General features: G+C 65.7%; 25 protein-coding genes and 1 tRNA gene. 17 read left to right on the forward strand and 9 right to left on the reverse strand.

The genetic code is table 11. The features are described 5' to 3' along the window. Positions 1 to 117: 117 nt before the first annotated feature. Entirely contained in the window at positions 118 to 1,341 is a 1,224-nt protein-coding gene (locus FQV39_RS08345) for an FAD-dependent oxidoreductase (RefSeq protein ID WP_149129867.1), read from the forward strand. A 68-nt stretch (positions 1,342 to 1,409) separates the two neighbouring features. Then, positions 1,410 to 2,687 (forward strand): O-acetylhomoserine aminocarboxypropyltransferase, encoded by a 1,278-nt coding sequence (locus tag FQV39_RS08350; protein WP_149129868.1) that lies wholly within the window; start codon positions 1,410 to 1,412, stop codon positions 2,685 to 2,687. Positions 2,688 to 2,845: 158 nt separating this feature from the next. Here FQV39_RS08350 and FQV39_RS08355 read toward each other — a convergent pair whose 3' ends face one another. Continuing rightward, entirely contained in the window at positions 2,846 to 3,973 is a 1,128-nt protein-coding gene (locus FQV39_RS08355) for a COX15/CtaA family protein (protein WP_149129869.1), read from the reverse strand. Between the two features lie 69 nt (positions 3,974 to 4,042). Between FQV39_RS08355 and FQV39_RS08360 the strand changes: the two genes are divergently transcribed. Further along, positions 4,043 to 4,252: a DUF2842 domain-containing protein gene (locus tag FQV39_RS08360; RefSeq protein WP_149129870.1), complete on the forward strand. Its 210-nt coding sequence runs from the start codon at positions 4,043 to 4,045 to the stop codon at positions 4,250 to 4,252. Positions 4,253 to 4,261: 9 nt separating this feature from the next. On the opposite strand, the gene FQV39_RS08365 is transcribed toward FQV39_RS08360, so the two are convergent. Next, positions 4,262 to 5,311 (reverse strand): polysaccharide deacetylase family protein, encoded by a 1,050-nt coding sequence (locus FQV39_RS08365; protein ID WP_149129871.1) that lies wholly within the window; start codon positions 5,309 to 5,311, stop codon positions 4,262 to 4,264. A 130-nt stretch (positions 5,312 to 5,441) separates the two neighbouring features. Here FQV39_RS08365 and FQV39_RS08370 point away from each other — a divergent pair, with 130 nt between their 5' ends. Then, positions 5,442 to 6,668: a GNAT family N-acetyltransferase gene (locus FQV39_RS08370; protein WP_187640214.1), complete on the forward strand. Its 1,227-nt coding sequence runs from the start codon at positions 5,442 to 5,444 to the stop codon at positions 6,666 to 6,668. 15 nt (positions 6,669 to 6,683) lie between these two features. On the opposite strand, the gene FQV39_RS08375 is transcribed toward FQV39_RS08370, so the two are convergent. Next, positions 6,684 to 8,849: a GumC family protein gene (locus tag FQV39_RS08375; protein WP_187640215.1), complete on the reverse strand. Its 2,166-nt coding sequence runs from the start codon at positions 8,847 to 8,849 to the stop codon at positions 6,684 to 6,686. Positions 8,850 to 9,029: 180 nt separating this feature from the next. On the opposite strand from FQV39_RS08375, the gene FQV39_RS08380 reads away from it, so the two are divergent. Further along, positions 9,030 to 9,590, forward strand: coding sequence for a polysaccharide biosynthesis/export family protein (locus FQV39_RS08380; RefSeq protein WP_149129874.1), 561 nt, complete (start codon positions 9,030 to 9,032; stop codon positions 9,588 to 9,590). Positions 9,591 to 9,609: 19 nt separating this feature from the next. After that, complete coding sequence (locus tag FQV39_RS08385) at positions 9,610 to 10,776, forward strand: glycosyltransferase (protein WP_149129875.1); 1,167 nt, start codon at positions 9,610 to 9,612, stop codon at positions 10,774 to 10,776. A 7-nt stretch (positions 10,777 to 10,783) separates the two neighbouring features. Here FQV39_RS08385 and mdtI read toward each other — a convergent pair whose 3' ends face one another. Beyond that, entirely contained in the window at positions 10,784 to 11,119 is a 336-nt protein-coding gene (gene mdtI / locus FQV39_RS08390; protein WP_248313293.1) for a multidrug/spermidine efflux SMR transporter subunit MdtI, read from the reverse strand. Further along, positions 11,116 to 11,481: a DMT family transporter gene (locus FQV39_RS08395; RefSeq protein WP_149129876.1), complete on the reverse strand. Its 366-nt coding sequence runs from the start codon at positions 11,479 to 11,481 to the stop codon at positions 11,116 to 11,118. Before FQV39_RS08395 ends, mdtI begins: the two co-directional genes overlap by 4 nt. Before the next feature lie 527 nt (positions 11,482 to 12,008). Here FQV39_RS08395 and FQV39_RS08400 point away from each other — a divergent pair. The 3 genes from FQV39_RS08400 (at position 12,009) to FQV39_RS08410 (ending at position 15,794) form a co-directional block, all read left to right on the forward strand. Next, positions 12,009 to 13,562, forward strand: a complete 1,554-nt coding sequence (locus FQV39_RS08400) for an undecaprenyl-phosphate glucose phosphotransferase (protein ID WP_149129877.1) — start codon at positions 12,009 to 12,011, stop codon at positions 13,560 to 13,562. Next, on the forward strand, positions 13,559 to 14,827 hold the full coding sequence (locus tag FQV39_RS08405) for an O-antigen ligase family protein (RefSeq protein ID WP_149129878.1): 1,269 nt from the start codon (positions 13,559 to 13,561) through the stop codon (positions 14,825 to 14,827). Before FQV39_RS08400 ends, FQV39_RS08405 begins: the two co-directional genes overlap by 4 nt. 889 nt (positions 14,828 to 15,716) lie before the next feature. Next, a tRNA-Pro gene (locus FQV39_RS08410) sits at positions 15,717 to 15,794 on the forward strand. A gap of 213 nt (positions 15,795 to 16,007) precedes the next feature. On the opposite strand, the gene FQV39_RS08415 is transcribed toward FQV39_RS08410, so the two are convergent. After that, a complete protein-coding gene (locus FQV39_RS08415) occupies positions 16,008 to 16,502 on the reverse strand; it encodes an outer membrane protein assembly factor BamE (RefSeq protein WP_248313294.1) in 495 nt (164 codons plus the stop codon). Between the two features lie 135 nt (positions 16,503 to 16,637). On the opposite strand from FQV39_RS08415, the gene FQV39_RS08420 reads away from it, so the two are divergent. From FQV39_RS08420 to sugE, 7 genes are all read left to right on the forward strand, one after another. Further along, the gene (locus FQV39_RS08420; protein ID WP_149129879.1) at positions 16,638 to 17,183 is read left to right on the forward strand and encodes a ubiquinol-cytochrome C chaperone family protein; all 546 of its coding nucleotides are present in this window, start codon (positions 16,638 to 16,640) and stop codon (positions 17,181 to 17,183) included. Then, on the forward strand, positions 17,173 to 17,730 hold the full coding sequence (locus FQV39_RS08425; protein WP_187640216.1) for a YceD family protein: 558 nt from the start codon (positions 17,173 to 17,175) through the stop codon (positions 17,728 to 17,730). The genes FQV39_RS08420 and FQV39_RS08425 overlap by 11 nt, the downstream gene beginning before the upstream one ends. 114 nt (positions 17,731 to 17,844) lie before the next feature. Beyond that, on the forward strand, positions 17,845 to 18,903 hold the full coding sequence (gene plsX, locus FQV39_RS08430; RefSeq protein ID WP_149129881.1) for a phosphate acyltransferase PlsX: 1,059 nt from the start codon (positions 17,845 to 17,847) through the stop codon (positions 18,901 to 18,903). A 12-nt stretch (positions 18,904 to 18,915) separates the two neighbouring features. Further along, positions 18,916 to 19,893, forward strand: a complete 978-nt coding sequence (locus tag FQV39_RS08435; protein ID WP_149129882.1) for a beta-ketoacyl-ACP synthase III — start codon at positions 18,916 to 18,918, stop codon at positions 19,891 to 19,893. 190 nt (positions 19,894 to 20,083) lie between these two features. Next, complete coding sequence (locus tag FQV39_RS08440) at positions 20,084 to 20,398, forward strand: integration host factor subunit alpha (RefSeq protein ID WP_055726295.1); 315 nt, start codon at positions 20,084 to 20,086, stop codon at positions 20,396 to 20,398. Positions 20,399 to 20,400: 2 nt separating this feature from the next. Next, on the forward strand, positions 20,401 to 20,925 hold the full coding sequence (locus FQV39_RS08445) for a MerR family transcriptional regulator (RefSeq protein ID WP_472840640.1): 525 nt from the start codon (positions 20,401 to 20,403) through the stop codon (positions 20,923 to 20,925). Positions 20,926 to 21,068: 143 nt separating this feature from the next. Then, complete coding sequence (sugE, locus tag FQV39_RS08450) at positions 21,069 to 21,386, forward strand: quaternary ammonium compound efflux SMR transporter SugE (protein WP_149129883.1); 318 nt, start codon at positions 21,069 to 21,071, stop codon at positions 21,384 to 21,386. Between the two features lie 9 nt (positions 21,387 to 21,395). On the opposite strand, the gene FQV39_RS33095 is transcribed toward sugE, so the two are convergent. The 3 genes from FQV39_RS33095 to FQV39_RS08460 all read right to left on the reverse strand — a co-directional run bounded on the left by FQV39_RS33095 (position 21,396) and on the right by FQV39_RS08460 (position 23,101). After that, a complete protein-coding gene (locus FQV39_RS33095) occupies positions 21,396 to 21,563 on the reverse strand; it encodes a hypothetical protein (protein WP_187640217.1) in 168 nt (55 codons plus the stop codon). Positions 21,564 to 21,669: 106 nt separating this feature from the next. Next, positions 21,670 to 22,629: a LysR family transcriptional regulator gene (locus FQV39_RS08455; RefSeq protein ID WP_149129884.1), complete on the reverse strand. Its 960-nt coding sequence runs from the start codon at positions 22,627 to 22,629 to the stop codon at positions 21,670 to 21,672. A 46-nt stretch (positions 22,630 to 22,675) separates the two neighbouring features. Beyond that, positions 22,676 to 23,101 carry a DoxX family protein gene (locus FQV39_RS08460; protein ID WP_149129885.1) on the reverse strand — a complete coding sequence of 142 codons (426 nt, stop codon included), beginning with the start codon at positions 23,099 to 23,101 and terminating at the stop codon, positions 22,676 to 22,678. Positions 23,102 to 23,294: 193 nt separating this feature from the next. Between FQV39_RS08460 and FQV39_RS08465 the strand changes: the two genes are divergently transcribed. Continuing rightward, the gene (locus FQV39_RS08465) at positions 23,295 to 24,227 is read left to right on the forward strand and encodes a ring-cleaving dioxygenase (RefSeq protein WP_149129886.1); all 933 of its coding nucleotides are present in this window, start codon (positions 23,295 to 23,297) and stop codon (positions 24,225 to 24,227) included. The last annotated feature ends 20 nt before the right edge of the window (positions 24,228 to 24,247 follow it).

Below are 24,247 nucleotides of genomic sequence, written 5' to 3' on the forward strand. Positions count from 1 at the left end.
CTTGCGTCTCGAAGGATGCTCCAGCAGACTCCGGAGCCATCTGGAGCATCCTTCGAGACGCCGCTTCGCGGCTCCTCAGGATGAAGGCTTGGAAACGGCCCGGTCGGAAGCAGGACCATGCGCGAACTCGCCACGACCTGCTGCATCGCCGGCGGCGGACCGGCGGGGATGATGCTGGGCTTCCTGCTGGCGCGGACCGGCGTCGATGTGACCGTGCTGGAGAAGCACGCTGACTTCCTGCGGGATTTCCGCGGCGACACCATCCATCCCTCGACGATGCAGCTGATGCAGGAACTCGGCCTGCTCGACGATTTCCTGGAGCTGCCGCACACTAAGGAACGGCGCATCGTCGCCCGCTTCGGCGGCGAGGACGTGCCGATCGCGGATTTCAGCCATCTGCCGGTCGCGGCGCCCTACATCGCCTTCATGCCGCAATGGGATTTCCTGGATTTCCTCGCCGATCGCGGCCGGGAGCTGCCGCGCTTCAACCTGCTGATGCGGGCCAGGGCGATTGGACTTATCCGCGAGGACGGGCGCGTCGCCGGCATCACCGCCGAGATGGAGGACGGTGAGACGACGATCACCGCCGATCTCGTCGTCGCGGCTGACGGGCGCCATTCCGATTTGCGGCAAGCTGGTCACTTCACGGTCCACGAGATCGGCGCGCCGATGGACGTGCTCTGGTTCCGCCTGTCCCGGCGCGAGAGCGATGCGGCGCAGACCTTCGGGCAGGTCGCGCGTGGGCGCTTCGCGGTGATGCTGAATCGCGGCGACCACTGGCAATGCGCCTATGTGATCCCGAAAGGCACGCTGGAAAAGCTTCAGGCCGCGGGTCTCGATGCCTTCAGGGCGAGCCTGGCCCAACTGCTGCCGATCCTGGCCGATCGCACCGACGAGATCGCGAGCTGGGACGATCTCAAGCTGCTCTCGGTCGCCGTCGACCGGCTGGAGCGCTGGTGGCAGCCGGGGCTCATCTGCATCGGCGATGCGGCGCATGCGATGTCACCGATCGGCGGCGTCGGCGTGAACCTGGCGATCCAGGATGCCGTCGCGGCCGCCAACCGGCTGGCGGCACCGTTGCGTGAGAAACGCGTTTCCGACACAGACCTCGCCGCCGTGCAGGAGCGCCGGACCTTCCCCACCAAGGCGACGCAAGCCTTGCAGATCGCGATCCAGAACCACGTGATCACCCCGATCCTCGCCGGCAGCGGACCGGTGCGGCCGCCGTTCCCGCTCAAGCTCCTGCAATGGTTCCCGATGCTGCGCCGCATCCCGGCGCGGCTCGTCGGCATGGGCTTCAGGCCGGAGCATATCGGGCCGGCGCTGGCGCCGCGGCCCTGAATTGACGCTGCCAGCCGCGTTCGTTAAATCGAACGAACGGTTTCGTCAGAAGTGTCAGGGAGAACGCCATGTCCGATCGCGCACCGGGTTTCAGCACACTCGCCATCCATGCCGGAGCGGCTCCCGATGCGGCGACGGGCGCGCGCGCCACGCCGATCTACCAGACGACCTCCTTCGTCTTCGACGATGTCGACCACGCCGCCTCGCTGTTCGGCCTGCAGGCCTTCGGCAACATCTACACCCGCATCGGCAACCCGACCAACGCGGTGCTGGAGGAGCGCGTCGCGGCGCTCGAAGGCGGCACGGCGGCGCTCGCCGTGGCCTCGGGCCATGCGGCCGAGTTCCTGAGCTTCCATGCGCTGCTGCAGCCCGGCGACGAGTTCGTCGCGGCCCGCAAGCTCTATGGCGGCTCGATCAACCAGTTCAACCACTCCTATAAGAGCTTCGGCTGGAACGTGATCTGGGCCGATCCGGACGACATCGAGGGCTTCGCGGCAGCAGTGACGCCGAAGACCAAGGCGATCTTCATCGAATCCGTCGCCAATCCCGGCGGCGTCATCGTCGACATCGCGGCGATCAGCGCCATCGCCAAGAAGCACAACATCCCGCTGATCGTGGACAACACGATGGCGACGCCCTACCTGCTGCGCCCCTTCGAGTACGGCGCCGACATCGTCGTGCATTCGGCCACCAAGTTCCTCGGCGGCCACGGCAATTCGATCGGCGGGCTGATCGTCGATGGCGGCTCGTTCAACTGGGTCGGCGACGATCGCTACCCGATGCTCTCCAAGCCGCGGCCGGAATATAACGGCATGGTGCTGGGCGAGACCTTCGGCAACTTCGCCTTCGCGATCGCGACCCGCGTGCTCGGCCTGCGCGACCTTGGCCCGGCGCTCTCCCCCTTCAACGCCTTCATGCTGCTGACCGGCATCGAGACCCTGCCGCTGCGCATGCAGAGGCACTGCGACAGCGCGCTCAAGGTCGCCGAGCATCTCGCCAAGCACCCGGCGGTGGAGTGGGTGAGCTATCCCGGCCTGCCCGGCGACAAGTACCATGAGCTCGCCAACCGCTATGTCCCGAAGGGCGCGGGCTCGGTCTTCACCTTCGGTCTCAAGGGCGGCTACGACGCCGGCGTCAAGCTGGTCTCGAACCTCAAGCTGTTCTCGCACCTCGCCAATATCGGCGACACGCGCTCGCTGGTGATCCACCCGGCCTCGACCACCCACCGCCAGCTCACCGATGAGCAGAAGGCGGCGTCCGGCGCCGGCCCGCAGGTCGTCCGCCTCTCGATCGGCCTCGAGGATGTCGAGGATCTGGTCGCGGATCTGGATCAGGCGCTGGCCTAGCCGTCATTCCGGGGCACGCCAAAGGCGTGAACCCGGAACCCACGACTGGACGAGCCCTTTAGAGAGCGACGATCGGAAACCGCTGCGACCCGGTCGTGGATTCCGGGTCCGCTGCTCCGCAGCGTCCCGGAATGACAGGGTGGAGCGCCCTTACCGCCTTACACCCGCGCCGCCTGCTCTGTCCGGGTAACGTGGACCACGCCCATCGCCAGCACGGCGAAGCCGAGCGCCTGATGGGCGAGCCCGGCCCAAAGCGGCACGACCAGCAGCAACGTCGCCACACCGAGCGCCGATTGGGCCAGCACCAGTCCGGCGACGGCCGTCGCACGCTTGGCGCTGCCCGATCCCGGCGCGGCGCGGCGCAGCCGCAGGACGTTCCAGAGCGCGACGGCGAAAAGCACATAGGCGCCGAGGCGGTGGTTGAACTGCACCAGCGCGACATTGTCGACGAAGTTCTCCCAAAACGGCGTCTGGGCGAAGAGCAGCGAGCCGGGCGGGACGAGCGTGCCGTCCATCAGTGGCCAGGTGTTGAAGGTGAAGCCCGCCTTGGAACCGGCGACGAGGCCGCCGAGGGCGACCTGCACGAAGAGCAGCAGCAACAGCAGCCATGCGGTCGTGCGACCGCGCGCCGGCTCGACGCGGCGCAACGGCGTCAGCGTGGTGGCGAAGGCTGCGACCGCGGCGAAGAACAGCCCGGCGAAGGTGAGGTGCAGCGTCAGCTTCACCGGCGCAACGGCGACCATGCCGGGCTGCAGGCCCGAGGCCACCATGATCCAGCCGATCGTGCCCTGCAGGCCGAGCAGCAGCCCCATGCCGAACAGCGTCACGATCTGGCGCGCTGGCAGCAGGCGACGCAGCGCCACCACGAGGAAGCCGGCGAGATAGACGAGCCCGATGAAGCGGCCGAGCTGACGATGGCCCCATTCCCACCAGTAGATGAACTGGAATTCACTGATGCTCATGCTGTTGTTGAGGATCTGGTATTGCGGACTCGCCTGGTACTTGGCGAATTCCTCGGCCCAGGCCTGCGCCGAAAGCGGCGGCAGCGCGCCAGTGATCGGCTTCCATTCGGTGATGGAAAGACCCGAGCCTGTCAGCCGAGTCGCACCGCCGACCACCACCATCAGGAAGACGAGGCCCGCCACGGTCCAGAGCCAGCGACGGATGCCGGCATAATCGGCCTTGGCGAGATCGCCGGCGGTCTGGTTCAGGGCAACGGTCACGCGTGCGGGGCTTTCGGTCGCAGAAGCTGGCTGGCGCTTCACAAGCGCCTTCGCCGGTGACATAGACCCCTCGCGACGGCGCGACAACGCCCGCAATGCCGCAGCAGCCGCACCCGCGCGGCGGAGAGTCTGATGAAACAACGCAACCGCAAGCTGGTCGGGACGGTGCTGATCCTCGTCTTCGTCTGCGTCTACGCGCTGGTCGCGATGGCGCTGGCGCAGGGCCGGATCACCGAGGCACCGAAGCTCGTGCAGACGATTGCCTACGTCGCTCTCGGCCTCGCCTGGGTGCTGCCGCTCCTGCCGCTGATCAAGTGGATGGAGCGGAAGGACGAGGCTTGAGGCTTCGCCTCACCCGACATCGAGGCTGCGCCCGCGGTTCCGCAGCCAGAACGGCAACCCCGACAGCAGCGCCCGCAGCGCCGTGACGTTCTGGTGCAGCCCATTCAGCGAGACGCGCGGCAGGGCATGCAGATGACCGATATGCGCGGGAACGAGATGCCCTGGCCGCGTGGTCACCGCGCTGACGAAACCCGCCTCCCGCGCCAGCGCGAACTCGCGCGGACCGGCCGAACCGGGATCGCCGACCGGATAGGCAAAGTGCCGGATCGGCAGCGCCAGCTCCGCCTCCAGCCGTGCTTTGCTTTCAGCAATCTCGCGGCGCGCGGTTTCTGCATCGTGCTTCGCCAGCATCGGATGCGTCAGGGTATGAGCGCCGATGGTGACGCCCGGAGCTCCGGAGAGCGCGCGCAGCGTCTCCCATGGCAGGCATTCGCGCTCGACGAGCGCAGCGGAATCGACGCCGGCCCGGGCCGCCAGTTCGGAGGTCGCCGATAGCAGGATCGCCTCTGGTCCTTTGCGCAGGCGCCAATAGAGCCTGTCGAAGGCACGGTTCTTCTCGGCGTCGGTCTCGGTGCGGGCTGTGAAGGGGCCATCCGGCAAAGCGAGGTCGAGCCGCGGCAGAGCACGGATCGCCTCTTCCAACTCCAGCCACCAGAGCCGAGCCGTACGATCGGCAAAGCCCGACGTGACGAAGAGCGTCCAGGGCACACCATGCTTCGCCAGCACCGGCCAGGCATGTTCGACATTGTCGCGATAGCCGTCGTCGAAGGTCAGCGCGACGAAGAAGCGCCCGCGCTTTGGCTGCTGCAGCCGCAGGACGGCCTCGTCGAGCGAAACGATGTCGTACTCACCCCGGATGAGGCTGAGAGCCTCATCGAGGAACTCCGGCGTGATCTCGAGCAGGGCGTTGGGCGCGAAGCTGCGCGCCACCTGCGGACGGACATGGTGCAGGGTCAGGATTATCCCCGCGCCCTGCGCGAAGCCGCGGCTCCAGCGATCGGCGCCCGTCGCCGCCATCAGCTTGAATGCGGCCGCGATGGCCTTGTGACGTCCGTTCATCGCCAATCCGTGCAACTGCCCGCTAACGCTGTTGCGCAATAGCGCTGCCGGGCCCAGGGATCATCACCGATCCGTTCACAATGGCGGGTTAAGGAGGATGCGCCTCAATCCTCCGAGGGGCCGAGGAACCATGTCCGCCATTACCGCTGAAACATCGCATCCTCGAACCGCGGCCATCGACAGCCGCGCAACCGAGCGTGCCTGGGCATCGATCGCCATCGAAAGTGATATCGGGTCGCTCGAAGGTGTCTGGCGCCCTTTCGAAGCAACGGCGTTGGTAACGCCCTATCAGGCCTATGGCTGGATCCGCCCTTTCGTTGAGACGGTGGGCGCTGCTCACGGGATGACGTTTCGCTATGCGTTGCTGCGTGATGCGCAGGGCGCTCTTTGTGCGCTCCTCCCGCTGGTCATCACCCGGCGCAGCGGCATCCGCTTCGCCGAATTCATCGGCGGCAAGCATGCAAACTACCATATGGGGCTCTATGCGCCCGCCTTCGCCGCCAAGCTCGATGCGGCACTCGCGCAGCAGATGCTGGCCGAGATCGGTGCGGCGGTCGGCGGCCTCGATGCGCTCGTCTTCGTCAATCAGCCGACGCAGTGGCGTGGATATCTCAACCCGCCAGCCCTGCTTGCAGCCGGCCCGAGCCCGAGCCGGGCCTATAAGCTCGCGCTGATCGCCGGCGACGGCGATGCCACGCTGAAACGTTCGATGAGCAGCCATGCGCGCAAGAAGCTCAAGAACAAGCATAGCCGCTTCAGGGATTTCGGCCCCTCAGTGATGAACCGGGCGAGAACGCCCGATGAGATCGAGCGCGTCCTGTCGGCCTTCCTCGAACAGAAAGCCGCGCGCTTCCGCGCGATGGGCGTGCCTGATCCCTTCGCAGAACCGGCGGTCCGCAGCTTCCTTTCACGCGGGGCGAGCTACGACAGCAACGCTGCATCCGCCATCGAGCTGTATTCGCTCGATCTGGCCGGGAAAAGCGTCGCCACCTATGTCGGCGCCACGCTGGGCGAGCGGTTCTCAGGGATGGCGACCTCGTTCGACATGGACAGCGAGACCGTCCGAACCAGCCCGGGCGAGCTGCTGCTCGCGGAGCTGATCCGGCAGAAATGCAATGATGGCTCGACCGTCTTCGATCTCGGCGTCGGCGAAGCGCGCTACAAGACCACCTTCTGCGACGACCATGACGATCTGGTCGACACCTTCCTGCCGCTGACCTTCAAAGGCCGGCTCTTCGCCGCGATGGCCCGGGCGAAGCGCGAACTGAAGCGGCGGATCAAGGCCTCGCCCCTTGCGCTCAAGCTGGCGCAGCGAGCCTCAGGCTGGCTGCACCGCAAGGAGCGCGACGAAGAATAGAGCCTGCCGCGGCGATCACGCCCCGGCCGGCACCTCGGTGCGCGGCGAGGAGGCCGTGGGAACGCCACCTTCGGCGTCGAGGATGAGCGTGACCGGCGCTTCGGTGAGCTCGCTCAGGCGATAGGCGGCTTCGAGGGCGTGGCCGTTGCCGAACTGGCCGCTCATCACCAGGCCGCCCTGGGCGCGGCGGGCGACGGGGCTCAGCATGGCGCCATCGTCGCTGGAGGCCGCGGCGACCAGCACCCAGTCATAGGTCTCGCAGAGCGCATCGAGCGCCACGTCGACGAGATCGGGCGCGGCCAGCACGGCAGCGCGGCCGGCACGGCCGGGACCGATGCTGTGCAGACGCGAGCCCGGCGCACGCATGATGATGTCGGAGAACAGGGCCTCGCCTGCGAGGAGTTCGGAGAAGCCGGGCTCGCCGTGCTCATCATCCACTGTCAGATCGACGAGAATGCAGCGGCAGCGCTGCGCCAGCAGCTTGGCGAGGTCACGCGCGTTCGCAGCCCCCTCTCCTCCGCCATCGAGCACCAGCATCATCGGGGCCATGCCGCGCTGTGGCTCCTGCGTCCGCTCGGCGATCTCCGCGAGCGTCCGCTCCGGCCGGTCGAGGTCGAGCCGCAGCTGGCCCAGGCGGCCGGCATGGGTCAGCAGGCCGGCGACGCGCTCGTGGCGGGGCTCCTGCGGCGCAGGTCCAGCCTGCTCCGTCTCGTCCTTGTTCGAGCCGGCAGCGACCCAGCGCGGCCGGCGCGGAGCCTCCGGCAGCGGCCGTCCCTGGCCGTCGAGCAGCTCACGCGTGACGATCGTTGCCAGCGCGACCAGGAAGGTCGCGAGCGTGGCGACCAGCATGACGGGAACCTTCTTCGGGAAGGACGGCTCGGTCGGCTGCACGGCGCGCGAGATGATGCGGGCATCGGCCGGCGTGGCATTCAACGTGTCCCGCGCCACGGCCTCGCGATAGCGCTGCATATATTGCTCAAGCTGGTCGCGCAGGGTGCGCGCCTCGCGCTCGAGCGCCCGCAGCTGCACCTCGCTGTCATTGGCGGACGAGACATTCTTCTTCTGGCCGTCGAGCGCCGCCTGGAAGCTCTCGACGCGCTGGCCGGCGATCTTGGCTTCGTTCTCCAGGGTCCGCACGGTCCGCTCGGCAGCGGCGCGCAGCTGACCTTCGAGGTCGAGAAGCTGGGCGTTGAGCTCCTTGATCCGCGGGTGTTCCGGCAGGAGGCTGCGCGACTCCGCCGCAATCTGCGTGCGCAGATTGACGCGCTGCTCGATCAGGCGGCGGACGAGGTCATTGTTGGCGACATCGGGGATCTCGAAGGTCCGCCCCTGCTTGATCGCATCGCGGATCAGGCCGGCCTTGGCTTGCGCCTCGGTCTGCTGGCTGCGAGCAGCCGAGAGCTGGCTCGACAGGTCGGTGAGCTGCTGCGAGGTAATGGTTGTGTTGTTGGAGCCGACCAGGAGGCCGTTCTTGGAGCGGAAATCCTCCACCTTCGCCTCGGCCTCGGCCACACGCTTGCGCAGCGGCTCGATCGTGGTCGAGAGCCAGTTCGAGGCGCTGCGAGCGTTCTCCTGCTTCGCCGCCTCCTGGAACTCGAGATAGGTCTCGGCGATGGTGTTCGCCGCCTTCGCTGCAAGCGCCGGATCGACCGAGGTGAATTCGATCGCCACGATGCGCGAACGGCCGACGGGAAAGACCAGCAACCGGCCGAAATACTGATCGAGGACGCGATCCTCCGGCGAGCGATCGGCGGGGTGCGCGCCCAGCCCGATCATGACCGCCAGCTTGCGCACGCCGCTCAGCGCGCCGACGCCGGAATCGAACTCGGGGTTGCCGACAAGCCCGATGCGCTTGATCGCCTCGCGCGCCAGATCGCGGGACATGATGACCTGGACCTGGCTCTGCACGGCCTCGGAATCGAACTGACCGGAGGAGTCCGACAGCGACTGTCCCGGCAACGCGTAGAAGGTGCCGCGGCTTTCGAGCAGCAGCCGCGCCTCGCCCGTATAGCGCGGCGTCACCATGTTGACCGTGAGGAACGACAGGCCGAGCGCCGCGAGCGTCGGCCCGATGATCCAGAGCTTGCGGCGCTTGATCGCGGCCCACAAAGCGGAGAGGTCGAGCATGTCGCCCCGGCCTTCGCCGGCGCTGCGCGCCTCAATCCCTGCCTGAGCGGTCATGACACACCTCTGGACGCAAAACTCCCGCATCCCCGACAGGGACGCGGGCGTCATTGAAGCCTCAGTAAGGTTATTGCCGAGTTAAGACGGCGCCCTGCGGGTTACCGCAGGCCGCCGGGAAGCCTTTGTTAACCATATCGCGCCTAAAGCTCGGGCGTATTCTGCACGGATAGCCTTGTGATGAGTCGACGCCTCGCCTCTCTCGCTTTGGCCGCCGCCATGCTGGCGGGCGCATGCGCGCCCCAATATGTGGCGTCGGACTATACGCTTGCCGAGCCGGCGGGTCCCTACAGGCTCGCCAGCGGCGACAGGCTGCGCATCATCGTCTTCGGGCAGGATAATCTGTCTAACATCTATGCCGTCGACGGCTCCGGCCGGATTTCCATGCCGCTGATCAACACCGTCGAAGCGCAGGGCCGCACGACGCAGCAACTCGCGCAGGCGATCGAAGCCAAGCTGCGCGGCGGCTATCTGCGCGAACCGAAGGTTTCGGTCGAGGTCGACGCCTATCGCCCCTTCTTCGTGCTGGGCGAAGTCACCACCTCCGGCCAGTTCCCCTTCGTGAACGGCATGACCGTGCAGACCGCGGTTGCGATCGCAGGCGGCTTCACCCCGCGCGGACAACGCTCCTCGGCAGAAGTCACCCGGCAGGTCGACGGCCAGACCGTCACCGCGACCGTGCCGATCACCTATCCGGTCCAGCCCGGAGACACGATCGTCATCAAGGAACGCTGGTTCTGAAGCCTCGCGGAATCCTGCCATGACGGACGCCGCCGACACGCGCCCCTTACGAATTCTGCACGTCTTCCGTGCTCCCCTCGGCGGGCTGTTCCGGCACGTCCTCGATGTAGCCCGTGGCCAGGTCGCGCGCGGGCACGACGTCGGCATCTTCTGCGACTCGAACACTGGCGGCCAGAGAGCCGACGAAGTCTTCCGGGAGCTGTCGGGCCAGTTGGCATTGGGCGTGACGCGCGTGCCGATGTCGCGCTATCCGAGCGTCACCGACGCCAAGGCGCAGCTCTCAGCCGCCACACTGCGGCGCAGGCTGGCCCCCGATGTCGTGCACTGCCATGGCTCGAAAGGCGGGGTCTACGGCCGGTTTCCGGCGCTGCTCTCGCCCGGACGGCGCTATGCCACCGCCTATACGCCGCATGGCGGCAGCTTCAACTACAAGCCCGGCAGCCGCGAACACAGAGTCTATATGACGGTCGAGCGCCTGCTCGAAGGCGCAACGGACATGTTCCTGTTCGAAAGCCGCTTCATCGCCGGGCGCTTCGAAGCGCATATCGGGCACGCACCGCGGACAGACCACCGCGTCGTCCTGAATGGCGTCTCCGATGCCGAGTTCGAGCCGATCGACCATGCGCAGACGCAATTCGACCTGCTTTATCTCGGCGAGCTGCGCTCGGCGAAAGGGGTCGACACGCTGATCGACGCGCTGGAACTGCTGCGCCGACGCGACGGGCTGAAGCCGCGCCTCCTGATCGTGGGTTCGGGGCCGGACGAGGCCGAACTGCGGCAGATGACGCATGAGCGCGGCATCGCCGATCAATGCGTGTTCGAACCGCCGAGCCCCATTCGCAAGGCACTGGCGCAGGCGCATGTGATGGTGATCCCATCGCGCGCCGAGTCCCTCCCCTATGTCATCCTCGAGGCAGCGGCTGCGGCGCAGCCGCTGATCTCGACCGATGTCGGCGGGATTGCCGAAATCTATGGAGCGCGGCACCGCGACCGGCTGATCAGGGCCGATGATCCGCAGATCCTCGCCGGCGCGATCCGCACCATGCTCGAAACACCGGAATCGGCGCGACTGGCCCAAGCGGTCGACCTTGCCGCACATGTCCGGCAGAATTTCTGCCTCGACGCGATGGTCGACGGCGTCATCTCCGCCTATCGCGACGCGATGACCGCGCGCGGCATGGCCTGAAGCGCCCTCAGATCAACTTCAGCGCGACGACGCCGGCTACGACCAGTACGATACCGAGCCAGCCGACCGGCCGGATGCGCTGACCGAAGACCAGAGCACCGACGATTGCGGTGACCACCAAGCCGACGCCGCCCCAGACGGCATAGGCGACCGCCAGATCCATGCCCTTGATCGCCTGGGCCAGCGCCGCGAAGGCGCCCATGACGAAGACGATGCCACCGGCACCGATCAGGCGTCGGCTCATCCCGTCCGACAGCTTCAGCAGGTAGGTGCCGCCGATCTCGAGGGTGACCGCCAACAGCAGCCAGAGGAAGGGAGCGACCTGAATGAACGAGTCATTCACACAAGCCTCCCTTCAGCGAGCCGATCATCCTGCTTGCGGCCATGGCCGACGCCGTTCTCGATGAGAAGGATGCCGGCCAGGATCGCGGCAAGGCCAAGCGCGCGGCCGACGGTCAGATGCTCCCCGAAGAGGAGATGCCCGATGACGGCAATGCCGACGATACCTACCCCCTCCCAGACGGCGTAGGCCACAGCCATCGGAATGACGCGCAGCGCGATGCTGAGCAGGATGAAAGAAAAGCCGATCAGGATCAGCGGCAAAGTGCCGATGAGCCACGGCGCGGAGACGACCGACTTCAGCGCGGCCGTCGCGACGATCTCGACGGCAATGGCCGCGAGCAGAACCAACCAGTGAAAAGACATGTTGCACACGGGCGAAGCCGGCGCCGACCATCGCAGATGCGACGCAGGGACAGCCTAGCAATCGTTAGAGTTTTAAGTCGACAGTTCCGAAAAGAAGCGATTGCTGAGGCTTGACCCCGACAATCGGCGCTACGGGAAAAACAATGCTCCCCACGCCATGCCCCAAGCGGGCGATATATGCTTCTCAGACACTCATCGACGAGGAATATGCCGTTGCCAACAGCCAATGTCAACTCTCGATAACTTGCAATAACAACAACTTACGGAAATCAACCCGATTTATACATGGCTTTACCCCCGAGCAAGCCATTGGCCGTCCAAGACAAAATCAGCATTTCGCGCTATGCTTTTTTAAGACCCGTCGCTCCGGCATTTTGAGGTCCGGGACGCCTCCGTTTTCATCCGATCTCTTACTGATCCTGCGAAACAAGGAACGGTCGGGTTAAGCGTTCCGTGAGCAATTTCGGATAGACCGCGACCGGGATCGCCGCGCCCGCCGCTGCGATCCGGGTTGAGGATTGGACGCCATGGGGACTTTCGATGTCCGCGATATGATGAAGGCGGACGCGGCCGCCTCGGCAACGCCGACGATGTTCGGCGGGGCGGAAGCCGGCCAGACGCGGCGCTTCCATCCCCTCGCCGAGCGCATCGCCGCCATCCCCGTCAAGCCGACGCTGTCGCCCGTGATGATCGAAGGAGTTGCTCGGCTGATCGATGCGCTCGCCGTGATCGGAACGGGTGCCGTGATTTACTGGCTCTACGTCGCGGGCAAGGACGAATACGTCCTGCCCTATCAAATCGCGATCCCGACGCTGGCCGTTGCAGCTCTTGGCACCTTCCAGGCGTTGCAGCTCTATCCGATCGGCGCGCTGCGCAACTTGATCGCCAGCGCCGTCCGCCTCCTGACCGGCTGGACGATATTGTTCCTCGTCACGATGGCGGTCTTCTTCGTCCTCAAGATCAGCGACCAAGTCTCCCGCGGTTGGCTGATCGGGTTCTACTTCGCGGGCGCCGGGGCGCTCCTGGGCGGCCGGATCGTCGTGATGCTCGGCGTGCGTCATCTGACCCGCAACGGCCGGCTGGAGCGGCGCACGGCGATCGTCGGCGGCGGCGAGGCCGGCGAGGCGCTGATCCGCGCCCTGGAAAGCCAGAAGGACACGGGCCTGCGCATCTGCGGCGTCTTCGACGACCGCAATGACGAACGCTCGCCCGATCTCGTTGCCGGCTATCCCAAGCTCGGCACGATCGACGACCTTGTCGAATTCGCACGCCGAACCAAGCTCGATCTGGTGATCTTCACGTTGCCGATCTCGGCCGAGGCGCGGCTCCTGACTATGCTGCGCAAGCTTTGGGTACTGCCGATCGACATCCGCCTGTCGGCGCATCTTTCCAAGCTCCGGCTGCGGCCGCGCTCCTACTCCTATTTCGGCACCGTTCCCGTGCTCGACGTCTTCGACCGGCCGATCGCCGACTGGGACATCGTCGTCAAATGGATATTCGACAAAATCGTCGGCACGTTGGCGCTGATCGCGCTCTCGCCGGTGATGCTGGCGACAGCTGTCGCCGTCAAGCTCGACTCCAAGGGGCCGGTGTTCTTCCGCCAGAAGCGCTACGGCTTCAACAACGAGACGGTCGAGGTCTTCAAATTCCGCTCGCTCTACCATGACAAGAGCGACTACGCGGCAGCCAAGCAGGTGACCAAGGACGATCCGCGCGTGACTCGCGTCGGACGCTTCATCCGCAAGACCTCGATCGACGAGCTGCCGCAACTGCTGAACGTGGTCTTCAGCGGCAACCTGTCTCTGGTCGGCCCGCGCCCGCACGCCATCCATGCCTCGACGTCCAACCGCGCCTATGAGCAGGTCGTGGACGGCTACTTCGCCCGCCACAAGGTGAAACCCGGCATCACCGGCTGGGCTCAGATCAATGGCTGGCGCGGCGAGACGGACACGGATGAGAAGATCCAGCGGCGTGTCGAGCACGATCTCTACTACATCGAGAACTGGTCGGTGCTGCTCGACCTCTACATCCTGTTCAAGACGCCATTCTCGCTGCTGACCAAAAACGAGAACGCGTATTGAGCACCTTCGCGGAGCACCCGTCGCATCAGGCGCCGGGCCCCCGGCTCGCGATTTCATATGCGGCGATCAAGCGCGGCGCGCTCTGGCTGCTCGGCGCATCGAGCGGCTTCGCACTGATCGAGCCCTCGCCCTATGAATTCGTCTTCCTGCTGACGCTCTTCGTCTTCGCCGTCACCGGCATCCGTTTCTCGCAGAAGCTGGTGCCGCTGGCCATGCTCCTGCTCCTCTACAATATCGGCGGCATCTTCTCGCTGATTCCGTGGATGGACGAGGTCGATTCCGTCCGCTTCACGGCCGTTTCCGTCTATCTGATGATCACCGGCATCTTTTTCGCCGCGATCATGGCCGACGATGCGACAGGCCGGCTGGAGACACTGCGGCAGGGCTACCTTTTCGCCGCCTGGTGCGCGGGCCTCGCTGCCATACTCGGCTATTTCGACATCGCCGGCCTCGGCAGTGTCTTCACGCTCTACGGGCGCGCCTCCGGCACCTTCAAGGACGCAAACGTCCTGGGCCCCTTCCTCGTCCTGCCCATCCTCTATGTGCTGCATCGCGTCCTGACCGGCCAGGCCGGGCTCCTTCGCGGCCTCCTGCTCGTCAGCGTCCCGCTGTTTGCGCTCTTCCTGAGCTTCTCCCGCGGCGCCTGGGGCAATCTGGTGGCTTCGGCCCTGCTCATGGTCGGTCTGACCTTTCTGACCGCTCCCAACGCCACGCAGCGCGGCCGCATCGCCCTGCTGACACTCGTCGCGTTCATGGCGGCGGCGGCGGCGCTCGCCGTCGCACTCTCCTTCGAGAACATCCGCGACGTCTTCGAGATTCGGGCGAGTCTCGATCAGAGCTACGATCAGGGCGTGACGGGGCGCTTCGGCAACCAGCTTCGCTCGATTACGCTTCTGCTCGAAGCGCCGAACGGGTTCGGCCCCCTGCGCTTCCGCTGGCACTTCACGGAAGATCCCCACAACGTCTACATCAACGCCTTCGCTTCCTATGGCTGGCTCGGCGGCGTGGCATGGCTGGGGTTGATGGCCGCGACCTGCTATGTCGGCTGGCGCCTCGTGTTTCAGCGCCGGCCGTGGCAGCAGCATGCGGTCGTGCTGTGGTCGGTCTTGTTCGTGACGATCCTGCAAGGCCTTCAGATCGACACCGATCACTGGCGGCATCTTTACCTGCTGCTCGGCCTGGTCTGGGGTCTGGCGGTCTTGCCGAAGCCGGCCTCACGCACAGAACACGCCGCGCGTTTCGAGACCGGTCACGATCAGGGATAGCGCCCGATCGCCCTGCCGGCGCTGGCATGGGCCCAAGCTGCAAGGCCAGCCGCTTAGAGCATTTTCGAGCGAAGTGGCCACCGGTTCGCGTGAAGAAAATGCGATAAAACGAAGACATTGAGCTTTTCCGCGCTTCGGAGAAACGCGGAAATGCTCTAAACTCCGGTTGCGCCGCATCCGATCGGATCCGCCACGATAACGCGACTCATCTTACGCGCCTGCTCCGCCCGCAGAGCCTGATCGATGTGGCGGCGATACTCTGCCCAGGAGCCGACCCTGCGACCGCAATTGGCACATGAAACGATGCTGGCGTCGGTCAGAGCCTGGGGAATCGACACTCCCGGCGAACCGCAATCCTCGCAATGGAACCAGTCCTGCCTCAACACGACCTCGTCTGCATTCACTCTCGCGCGGCGACAGGGCGTCAACCGCGGCCGCATCAAAGGCGACGGCGGATGACTGATTGCTGAACGACTACTTCGCTGGAAAGAGAACCAGAGACAGGCCTATTCGAAGGACCGCGACGGCCCATCGCCTCCGGAAGTCGCCTTGAGATGCTGGACATTGTCGTTGGAAAAGACCAGCCGAAGCTTGGGGCGCTCGGTCTCCTGAGGCCGAGATGCGTCTTTCCTGCTGGCGGCTGCACGGCGAATCTGGGCACGCCGTACGATCAGCGACATCTGATGTCTACGTTTCATAGATATTATTTCCAGCGCCGCACCGTGATGGTTGCAGCAGGACGACGCGGTCCGCACCCCCCATTTGGGGGAGGCCATCCATATTTATTCGGCTGCAAAACGAGGCTGAGCGCCTTCCCGCAAAAAGTGCGAGCCAGATCGCAGCGAAGCGCATTGCATCTGCCGCGGCCCGCCACTATAAGCCGAGCCGTCGGAGCGTAGCGCAGCCCGGTTAGCGCACTTGTCTGGGGGACAAGGGGTCGGAGGTTCAAATCCTCTCGCTCCGACCATAAAATCCCCGATTTTCAGTAGCTTACAAGCCGCCAGCCATTCTGGGCAGCGACCGGAGCGGCGTTGATGCAGGCGGAACTATTCGCTTCACAGCGAATGGCGCTCCACGCCAGACCGGAATCGGTCCTCCTCAGAATCAAGCGTTCCGGCCAAATGAAAAACCCCGCAGCCGAGGCCACGGGGTTTTTCGTGTTTCGAAGCGAGGGCCGAACTCAGCTGCCGAGCGGGTTGAACTTGGTCACGCCGCGGAAGAGGTTGCGCAGGAAGCTCTGCTCCTCGCCACCAGTCGCGGTCGTGCGGCTGATGAAGTCGAAGATCACGCCGTCCTGCAGGCCGTAGTGAGCGATGCGCTCCACCTTGAAGCCCTTGTTGAAATAGATCACCAGCACCCGTTGGTCGATGACCTGCGGATCCTGGAACTGGAAGCGACGCCGCATCGTCTGGCTGATGTAGTAGAAGGTGCGGTTGCCGACGGTCGAGGTCGTCGAGGGCGTGCCGAGGATCTGCAGCACCGACTGGACGTCCATGCCCGGCTTGACCTGCGCGACCAGCCCGTCATCCATCACGAAGCCGCGGGTAAAGGTATCGTTCAGGCCGGTCGAAGTGGGCAGCACGAAGCCGCCTGCATCCGGCCCGCAGCCGGCAAGCAAAAGGGAAGAGGTCGCGAGGGCTCCGAGCAGAGCCGTGCGGCGGGTAATGTGGGTCATGCGGGCACGATCCAAGGCAGCACGGCTCAGGAAAACCCCAAGCCGCTTGTCAAAAGGGTGAGGGTTGGCGTAACGCCCGAGGATGGCTTTGGCAAGGCAAGGACGCCCGCATGATTGGCGGGCGGAGGCAAACGGGTGATTTTCGGGTTGTTTGGCAAGCGCGCCCAGCGGCGTGCCCCTGTGGATGCGCTGTTCGGGCGCGTCGCCGAAGCGTCGCGCCAGCCCGGCCTCTATCTGGCAGGCGGCATTCCCGACAGCTTCGAGGGCCGTTTCGAATCGCTTGCCCTGCTTGTCCTGCTGGTGCTGCGGCGCCTGCGCGAGCTGCCGCCCCCGGCCTCCGAGCTGGCGCAGGAATTGGTCGATGCCTGCTTTGCCTATCTCGAACTGGGTTTCCGCAATGGCGGCGTCAGCGACATCGCCGTGCCCAAGCGCATGAAGAAGATCGGCCGGATGTTCTATGGCCGCGTCCAGGCTTATGAGGCGGCCCTGGCCGCGCCTGGGGGCGATGCCCTCGCCGAAGTGTTGCAGCGCAATGCCTGCTCGCCGGAGGGCGCCCCTTACCTCGCCGCCTATGTCCGCGAGGCGCAGGCAGCCCTCGCAAGCTGCGATCTCGCCACGATTCTCGAGCGCGAGAGCCTGTTTCCAGCCTTTTCCCACGAGGAGGCTTCCCATGACATCTGAGCGCGCCCCGGCAGCTCCGCTGACTCATCCGATCCGTGTCGAGGTCATCCGCCAGCGCGGCACCGAGGTCACGGTCCGTGCCGAATCGCAGCAGTTCGCCGCGATCGCACGGCTGCTCGGCCTTGCCTCGCTCGAATCCCTCGAGGCACGCTACCTGCTCTCGCGCAATGGCGACCGGGTGAAGCTCGAAGGCCGAATCGCGGCGCGGCTGCATCAGACCTGCGTCGTCACGCTCGATCCCTTTCCAGTCCAGCTCAATGTGCCGGTGAAGCTCGATTTTGCGCCCGAGACAGAAGCCGAGGCCGCCTCGCGCCGCGCGGAACGGGACGATGCCGAGATCGACATCGAAGTCCTGCTCAACGAGGACGACCCGCCCGAGCCGATCGTCGACGGCGTCATGGATCTCGGCGGCATCACGCTGGAATTCCTGGCGCTGGCACTCGACCCCTACCCGCGCAAGCCGGGCGTGAACTTCGAAGCGCCGGCCGGTGACGCCGGTGCGGAATCGCCTTTTGCTGCCCTTGCGAAACTGAAACGCAGTGACTGAAACGTTCACCGGCCCTTGCGCGTCTTGCGGCATCCGTCCAAGTCGCTATTGTCCGGCCGGCTGTGAGCCGCCCCGGATCGAAGGTCGGCCATTTCCGGGACACGCCAGAACTCCATGACAAGACCGGTTACAATCGCGCTCGATGCGATGGGCGGGGACCACGGTCCCTCCGTCGTCATTCCAGGCGCAGCCCTGATGCTGGAGCGCCGCCCGGACGCCCGCTTCGTGATTTTCGGCGACGAGAAGCAGGTGCTACCGCTGCTCGACCAGAATCCGAAGCTCAAGGCGGTGACGACGTTCCATCACACCGATGTCTCGGTGAAGATGGACGACAAGCCGAGCCAGGCTCTGCGCTACGGCCGCTACAAGTCCTCGATGTGGCGGGCGATCGACGCGACCAAGACCGGCGAGGCTGATGTCACCGTCTCGGCCGGCAATACCGGCGCGCTGATGGCGATGTCGAAGTTCTGCCTGAAGTCGATGGCGCAGGTCGATCGGCCGGCGATCGCGGCGCTGTGGCCGACGCTGCGCGGGGAGAGCATCGTGCTCGACGTGGGTGCCACCATCGGCGCCGATGCACGCCATCTCGTCGATCTCGCGGTGATGGGTGCGGCGATGGCCCGCGTCGTCTTCGATCTCGACCGGCCCACAGTCGGCCTGCTCAATGTCGGCGTCGAGGAGATCAAGGGTGTCGAGGCGGTCAAGGAGGCCGGCCGCATCCTGCGCGAGAGCAACCTGCCGCACCTCTCCTATCACGGCTTCGTCGAGGGTGACGATCTCGGCAAGGGCACGGTCGACGTCGTGGTCACGGAAGGCTTCACCGGCAATATCGCGCTGAAGACCGCCGAGGGCACCGCCCGCCAGATCGCCTCATATCTGCGTGCGGCGATGAACCGCTCGCTCATGGCCAAGATCGGGTATATCTTTGCGCGCGGCGCCTTTGCCGCCCTGCGGGAAAAGCTCGATCCGCGCAAATCCAACGGCGGCGTCTTTCTGGGGCTCGAAGGCATCGTCATCAAGAGCCATGGCGGGACTGACGCCATCGGCTTCGCCAGCGCCGCCGAACTCGGCTATGAGATGGCGCGAGAAGATCTGATGGCGAAGGTCCGCGAGATGGTCGCCGCAAGCACGCGCCCCGAGCTGCCCGCCGCGCAGCCGGTCGACGCCGAATAGGGAACGGTTTCCTTGTCCATTCTGCGCTCACAAGTCGTCGGTTGCGGCTCCTATCTGCCCGCCCGCATCGTCACCAATGCCGAGCTGGCCCAAAAGGTCGACACCAGCGACGAGTGGATCGTCCAGCGGACCGGCATCCGCCAGCGCCATGTCGCGGCCGATGACGAGCCGACCTCGGTGGTCGGCCTCAAGGCGGCGCAGGCAGCGATCTCCGATGCCGGCATCGATCCGTCCGAGATCGACCTGATCATTGTCGCGACGGCGACGCCCGACCACACCTTCCCGGCAACCGCGACGCAGATCCAGGCAGCCCTCGGCATCCATGGCGGCGCGGCCTTCGACGTGCAGGCCGTCTGCTCGGGTTTCGTCTTCGCGCTGGCGACCGCCGACAAGTTCCTGACGACGGGCGGCGCCAAGGTCGCTCTCGTGATCGGCGCCGAGACCTTCTCGCGCATCCTTGACTGGGAGGACCGCGCGACCTGCGTGCTGTTCGGCGACGGCGCCGGCGCCGTCGTGGTCAAGGCAATGCCGGGCGAAGGAACGCTCGCCGACCGCGGCATCCTGACGACGCATATCCGCTCGGACGGGCGCTACAAGGACAAGCTCTATGTCGATGGCGGCGCGGGCTCGACCAAGACGGTCGGCTTCCTGCGCATGGAGGGCAAGGAGGTCTTCCGCCACGCCGTCACTAATCTCGCCGAGACGGTGCGGCACACCTTCGAGCAGACGGGCCTTTCCGGCGCCGACATCGACTGGTTCGTGCCGCATCAGGCCAACCGGCGCATCATCGACGCGACCGCCGACAAGCTGGGCATCAGCCACGACCATGTCGTGGTCACCGTCGACCACCACGGCAATACCTCCGCGGCCTCGATCCCCCTGGCGCTGGCAGAGGCGCATGCCGATGGCCGCATCAAGCCAGGCCAGCTCGTCCTGATCGAAGCGATGGGCGGCGGCTTCACCTGGGGCTCGGCCTTGATCCGCTGGTGACGTCGCGGCAACGTAATCGCGAAAACTATCACGTTTCATCGCCAGATCGGGTTGATTCAGGCCAAAGCCGGCTCAGCGAGGCCGCTTGAGGATTGACCCGCGCGGCGCGGACGCCTAGCGTCCGCCCTCCGTAATGGCGAAAGGCCGGCGCTCACCCGCCGATGCCTGCGATACGCCTTGGAGGATATGAATGGCGGGGCAAACGGTCACTCGCGCGGATCTGTGCGAGGCTGTCTACCAAAAGATCGGCCTGTCGCGGACGGAGTCGTCGAAGCTCGTCGAAGCCGTGCTCGACGAGATCTGCGATGCAGTCGCACGCGGCGAAAATGTGAAGCTGTCCTCGTTCGGCTCCTTCGTCGTGCGAGACAAAGGCGAGCGAATCGGGCGTAATCCGAAAACGGGCGTTGAAGTACCGATCGAGCCGCGTCGGGTGATGGTGTTCAAGCCCTCGAACGTGATGAAGGCCCGCATCAACGGGCAGAGTGGTGAGGGTGAGACTGAGTGAATCTGGAGTTCCACGCCGGCGAAACCGAGGCCGAATTGGACACCAAGAGCCCAGATGCCTTCCGAACCATCAGCGAGGTCGCCGAAGACCTCGACATCCCCCAACATGTGCTCCGTTTCTGGGAAACCCGCTTCAGCCAGATCAAGCCGCTGAAGCGCGGCGGCGGGCGCCGCTACTACCGGCCTGACGATGTCGCCCTGCTCAAGGGCATCCGGCGCCTGCTCTACGGCGAAGGCTACACGATCAAGGGCCTCCAGCGCATTCTGAAGGAACAGGGGCCGCGTCATGTTCAGGCGATCGGCCGCGGTGCGCCGATCGGCGCCGCCAGCGGCGCTCCGGTCTCGGCCGCCGCCGAAGGCCCCTCCGCCATGCCGGCCGACGAGGCACCGGGCTGGACATCGCCGCGCACTCAGACCGTCCCTGAGGGGCTCGACGACATCACCGTGCTCACCGCGGTGATGAACGAGCTCGGCGAATGCCGGCGGATCCTTGAGCGCGCCCTGGAACCGGCCGCCGACGCTTCCTGACCAGGTCTTGCGATCCGGCTTAGTGCGTTTGCATCCGCGCAGGCGGAGCCGTTCTTGATCACAACGCCACGAGCCATAGCTTCAAGGCCCGAGGATGAACTCGGACAACTCCCCTATCGGGCGCGTGCTCTAGGAGCGCTGGAATGGCTTGGCTCTATCTCTTTGTCGCGGGCCTGTTCGAGGTCGGATGGGCGATCGGCCTGAAATACACGCAAGGTTTCACCCGGCTGCTACCGACGCTGTTCACGGCGATCAGCATGGTCGTCAGCCTCGGACTTCTCGGGCTGGCATTGAAATCTCTGCCAGTCGGCACTGCCTATGCGGTCTGGACCGGCATCGGCACGATCGGAACGGCGATCCTCGGCATCATCCTGCTCGGCGAACCGGCGGTCGTCCTGCGCCTTCTCTGCATCGGCTTGATCGTCGCCGGAATCGTCGGGCTCAAGCTGGTTTCAGCATGAGGAACTGGCTCAGCGGCGCCAGGCCTCCGGCCAGTAGCCGCCACGGTCCAGCGCGACGATCAGGATGACGATCGCGAGCGTCACCAAGATCGTCATCAGCTTCGCATTCCATGGCACGCCCCGGCCGATCAACCAGATCAGGCTCAGGCCGATGATGAGAGGGATCACGATCTCCATGTCGGGATCGTAGCCCGCGCATCAGCCGCACCGCAATCGCCCTCCGCCTCGCGAGCCCGCCGCCCTGGTGGCGTTCTCTACCGTTCGGCGCCACCCCAGCCGTTGGTCAGGCGCCCTCTTCCGCCGGAGCTTTCGGCGGCGGGTTGCGCCCGATCGGGAGGCCGCCCTCAATCAGCGGCCGCAGCTTCCCAACTTCAACGGCAAGGAAATCGAGGAACAGCCGAACCCTGGGCGTGTGCCGCAGATCCGGATGGGTGAGCAGCCACAGATCGGCCGAGAGGTCGGGATCAGGCGGCGCCAGCCGCTTCAGGCCCGGGCGCGTGTCGCCGATGAAACAGGGCAGGAAGCCGACCCCGATACCCGCCTCGACCGCTTCCGCAAGCCCCAGCACGGTGTTGAGCTTGTAAACCACGCGTTCGGGCGCGACGTGGCGAGCGAGGTAGCGGACGGCGCTCAGCATGGTGAACTGCTCGCCAAGCGAGATCCAGCTGCGCTCCCACAGGCTCTCCACGCCCGGCAATTCGGCATCGGAAAAATCGGCGGCACGACCATAAAGCGCCCAGGCGATGCGGGCAGGCTTGCGGCCGATCAGCGTTTCCGGCGGGTTGTCGGTGGCACGGATCGCGACATCGGCGTCGCGCTTGGACAGGTTCGCCGCCTGATTGCCGATCAGCATGTCGAGCCGGATATCCGGGCATTGCCGGAGAAACTGCGCGAAGAGCGGCGTCAGCAGGTCGACCAACAGGGAATCGTTGGTGGCAACGCGCAACTCGCCGGCAGGCTTGATCTCCTGTCCGGCGAGCTTGCGGGCAAAGGCGGTGATGTCGTCGTCGACGCGCCCCGCGAGCTGGACCATCTCCTCGCCGGTCGGCGTCGCGACATAGCCGCTGCGGTGGCGCTCGAACAGCCTGACGCCAAGCGCCTCCTCGATCTGGCCGAGGCGGCGGAAGACGGTCGAGTGATTGACGCCGAGCGCTGCGGCAGCTGCCGGCAGCGCTCGTTTCTCGGCGATAGCCTTGATCAGGCGAAAATCATCCCAGGCCAAGGGTGTCGCGGATTGATTCATCCGCGCACTCTTGGCCAAGGTTTCGGTCCCAGCAAGTGCCGCTTGCTCAGGCAATAGCGGGCTTCGCCTGCCAATCGCTGCGGCCGGACTTCAGCGCCAGCGCGCCGTCGCCGATCAGGGCATGGGCGAAGGCGACGAGCGCCAGGAAAGCGGGGTATTCCCAACCACCATTCGGAGCGTTGAAGACCCAGCCATTCGGGGCATGAACTGCGAGCGCACCCAGCAGGACAGGGATCAGCGCCAGCGAGACATAGCGGCCGTAGAAGCCGACGAGGATGGCGATGCCGCCCAACAGCTCCGCAAGCATGATCGGCCAGGCGAGGAAGCCCGGCAGGCCGACCTGGCCGAGGAAGCCGGTGAAGCCGGCGGGAGTGAAGATCACGAGCTTGAGATAGGCGTGGGCGATGAACATCAGGCCGAGCGCAACGCGCAGGCCAAGAGCGCCATAAGGAGCAAGACGAGAGTCGATCATGGTGGTGCCTCCTGAAAACGGGACCGGTTGGTCTCGAGGCAAGATTTTGGGCAAGCGACGACGCAAATCAAATTGTAAATCAGCGCATCATACATTGCGCGGATGCAATGAAATCCCTCTGGCGCTTTGCCGCTTCCGGGCCAATGTTTCGGCCAACAGGGCAGCGGCCCACAGTTTACGGAGGAACCAGACCATGCAGATCAACGGCCTTCACCACGTCACCGCCATTTCCGGCCCGGCGCGCCGCAATCTCGATTTCTACAACCGCGTGCTCGGCCTGCGCCTCGTCAAGAAGACGGTGAACTTCGACGATCCCGGCACCTATCACCTCTATTTCGGCGACGCCGATGCAGCGCCGGGCTCGATCCTGACCTTCTTCCCGTGGGAGCATGCCGCTCCCGGCCGGCTCGGCGTCGGTGAGACCCAGGAGACGGTCTTCCGGGTTCCCGAAGGCTCGATCGGCTTCTGGACCCACCGCTTCGTCGAGCTCGGCGTGCCGCATGAGGCTCCGGCCAAGCGCTTCGGCGAGACTGTCCTGAGCTTCCGCGATCCGGACGGGATGAGGCTCGCCCTCGTCGGCCTGCCGGGCGTCGAGAAGGAGCCGGCCTGGTCCGAGGGCGGCATCGCGCCGGAAAACGCCATCCGTGGCTTCCACAGCGTCAGCCTGCTGCTGGCCGATGCGGCCCCGACAGGCGCGATCCTGAGCGATGTCTTCGGCTTCACCGAGGCGGCCCGCGAGGGCACGCTGATCCGCTACGAGGCCAAGGGCACCGCGATTGGTGGCGTGATCGACCTGCGCGTCGCCGGTGGCTTCCTGCCGGCCCGCCAGGGCGCGGGCTCGGTCCATCACATCGCCTTCCGCGCCGGTGACGACGCCGCGCAGGAGGAGATGGTGCGCCGTCTCGCCGAGAACCATCGCATCCAGACCACGGAGCAGCGCGACCGGAACTATTTCCGCTCCGTCTACTTCCGTGAGCCCGGCCATGTCCTGTTCGAGATCGCGACGGATGTCCCCGGCTTCGCTGTCGACGAGCCGGCCGCCGAGCTCGGCCGGGCACTGAAGCTGCCGGCGGGTCTCGAGGCTCATCGCAAGCAGATCGAGGCCGTTCTGCCGGAGCTTGCCTGACCACCCCCTGCCGCCCGGCC

This window comes from Bosea sp. F3-2 (assembly GCF_008253865.1).
Classification (GTDB): Bacteria; Pseudomonadota; Alphaproteobacteria; order Rhizobiales; family Beijerinckiaceae; genus Allobosea.

Coding starts and splice junctions, on each gene's coding strand:
- FQV39_RS08460 (WP_149129885.1), bottom strand. CDS start 23,101: ATGATCGACTCTCGTCTTGCTCCTTATGGCGCTCTTGGCCTGCGCGTT.
- FQV39_RS08455 (WP_149129884.1), bottom strand. CDS start 22,629: ATGAATCAATCCGCGACACCCTTGGCCTGGGATGATTTTCGCCTGATC.
- plsX (WP_149129881.1), top strand. CDS start 17,845: ATGACAAGACCGGTTACAATCGCGCTCGATGCGATGGGCGGGGACCAC.
- FQV39_RS08385 (WP_149129875.1), top strand. CDS start 9,610: ATGACGGACGCCGCCGACACGCGCCCCTTACGAATTCTGCACGTCTTC.
- FQV39_RS08360 (WP_149129870.1), top strand. CDS start 4,043: ATGAAACAACGCAACCGCAAGCTGGTCGGGACGGTGCTGATCCTCGTC.
- FQV39_RS08350 (WP_149129868.1), top strand. CDS start 1,410: ATGTCCGATCGCGCACCGGGTTTCAGCACACTCGCCATCCATGCCGGA.
- FQV39_RS08440 (WP_055726295.1), top strand. CDS start 20,084: ATGGCGGGGCAAACGGTCACTCGCGCGGATCTGTGCGAGGCTGTCTAC.
- sugE (WP_149129883.1), top strand. CDS start 21,069: ATGGCTTGGCTCTATCTCTTTGTCGCGGGCCTGTTCGAGGTCGGATGG.
- FQV39_RS08415 (WP_248313294.1), bottom strand. CDS start 16,502: ATGACCCACATTACCCGCCGCACGGCTCTGCTCGGAGCCCTCGCGACC.
- FQV39_RS08380 (WP_149129874.1), top strand. CDS start 9,030: ATGAGTCGACGCCTCGCCTCTCTCGCTTTGGCCGCCGCCATGCTGGCG.
- FQV39_RS08365 (WP_149129871.1), bottom strand. CDS start 5,311: ATGAACGGACGTCACAAGGCCATCGCGGCCGCATTCAAGCTGATGGCG.
- FQV39_RS08425 (WP_187640216.1), top strand. CDS start 17,173: ATGACATCTGAGCGCGCCCCGGCAGCTCCGCTGACTCATCCGATCCGT.
- FQV39_RS08395 (WP_149129876.1), bottom strand. CDS start 11,481: ATGTCTTTTCACTGGTTGGTTCTGCTCGCGGCCATTGCCGTCGAGATC.
- FQV39_RS08355 (WP_149129869.1), bottom strand. CDS start 3,973: ATGTCACCGGCGAAGGCGCTTGTGAAGCGCCAGCCAGCTTCTGCGACC.
- FQV39_RS08370 (WP_187640214.1), top strand. CDS start 5,442: ATGTCCGCCATTACCGCTGAAACATCGCATCCTCGAACCGCGGCCATC.
- FQV39_RS08465 (WP_149129886.1), top strand. CDS start 23,295: ATGCAGATCAACGGCCTTCACCACGTCACCGCCATTTCCGGCCCGGCG.
- FQV39_RS08400 (WP_149129877.1), top strand. CDS start 12,009: ATGGGGACTTTCGATGTCCGCGATATGATGAAGGCGGACGCGGCCGCC.
- FQV39_RS08345 (WP_149129867.1), top strand. CDS start 118: ATGCGCGAACTCGCCACGACCTGCTGCATCGCCGGCGGCGGACCGGCG.
- FQV39_RS33095 (WP_187640217.1), bottom strand. CDS start 21,563: ATGGAGATCGTGATCCCTCTCATCATCGGCCTGAGCCTGATCTGGTTG.
- FQV39_RS08375 (WP_187640215.1), bottom strand. CDS start 8,849: ATGACCGCTCAGGCAGGGATTGAGGCGCGCAGCGCCGGCGAAGGCCGG.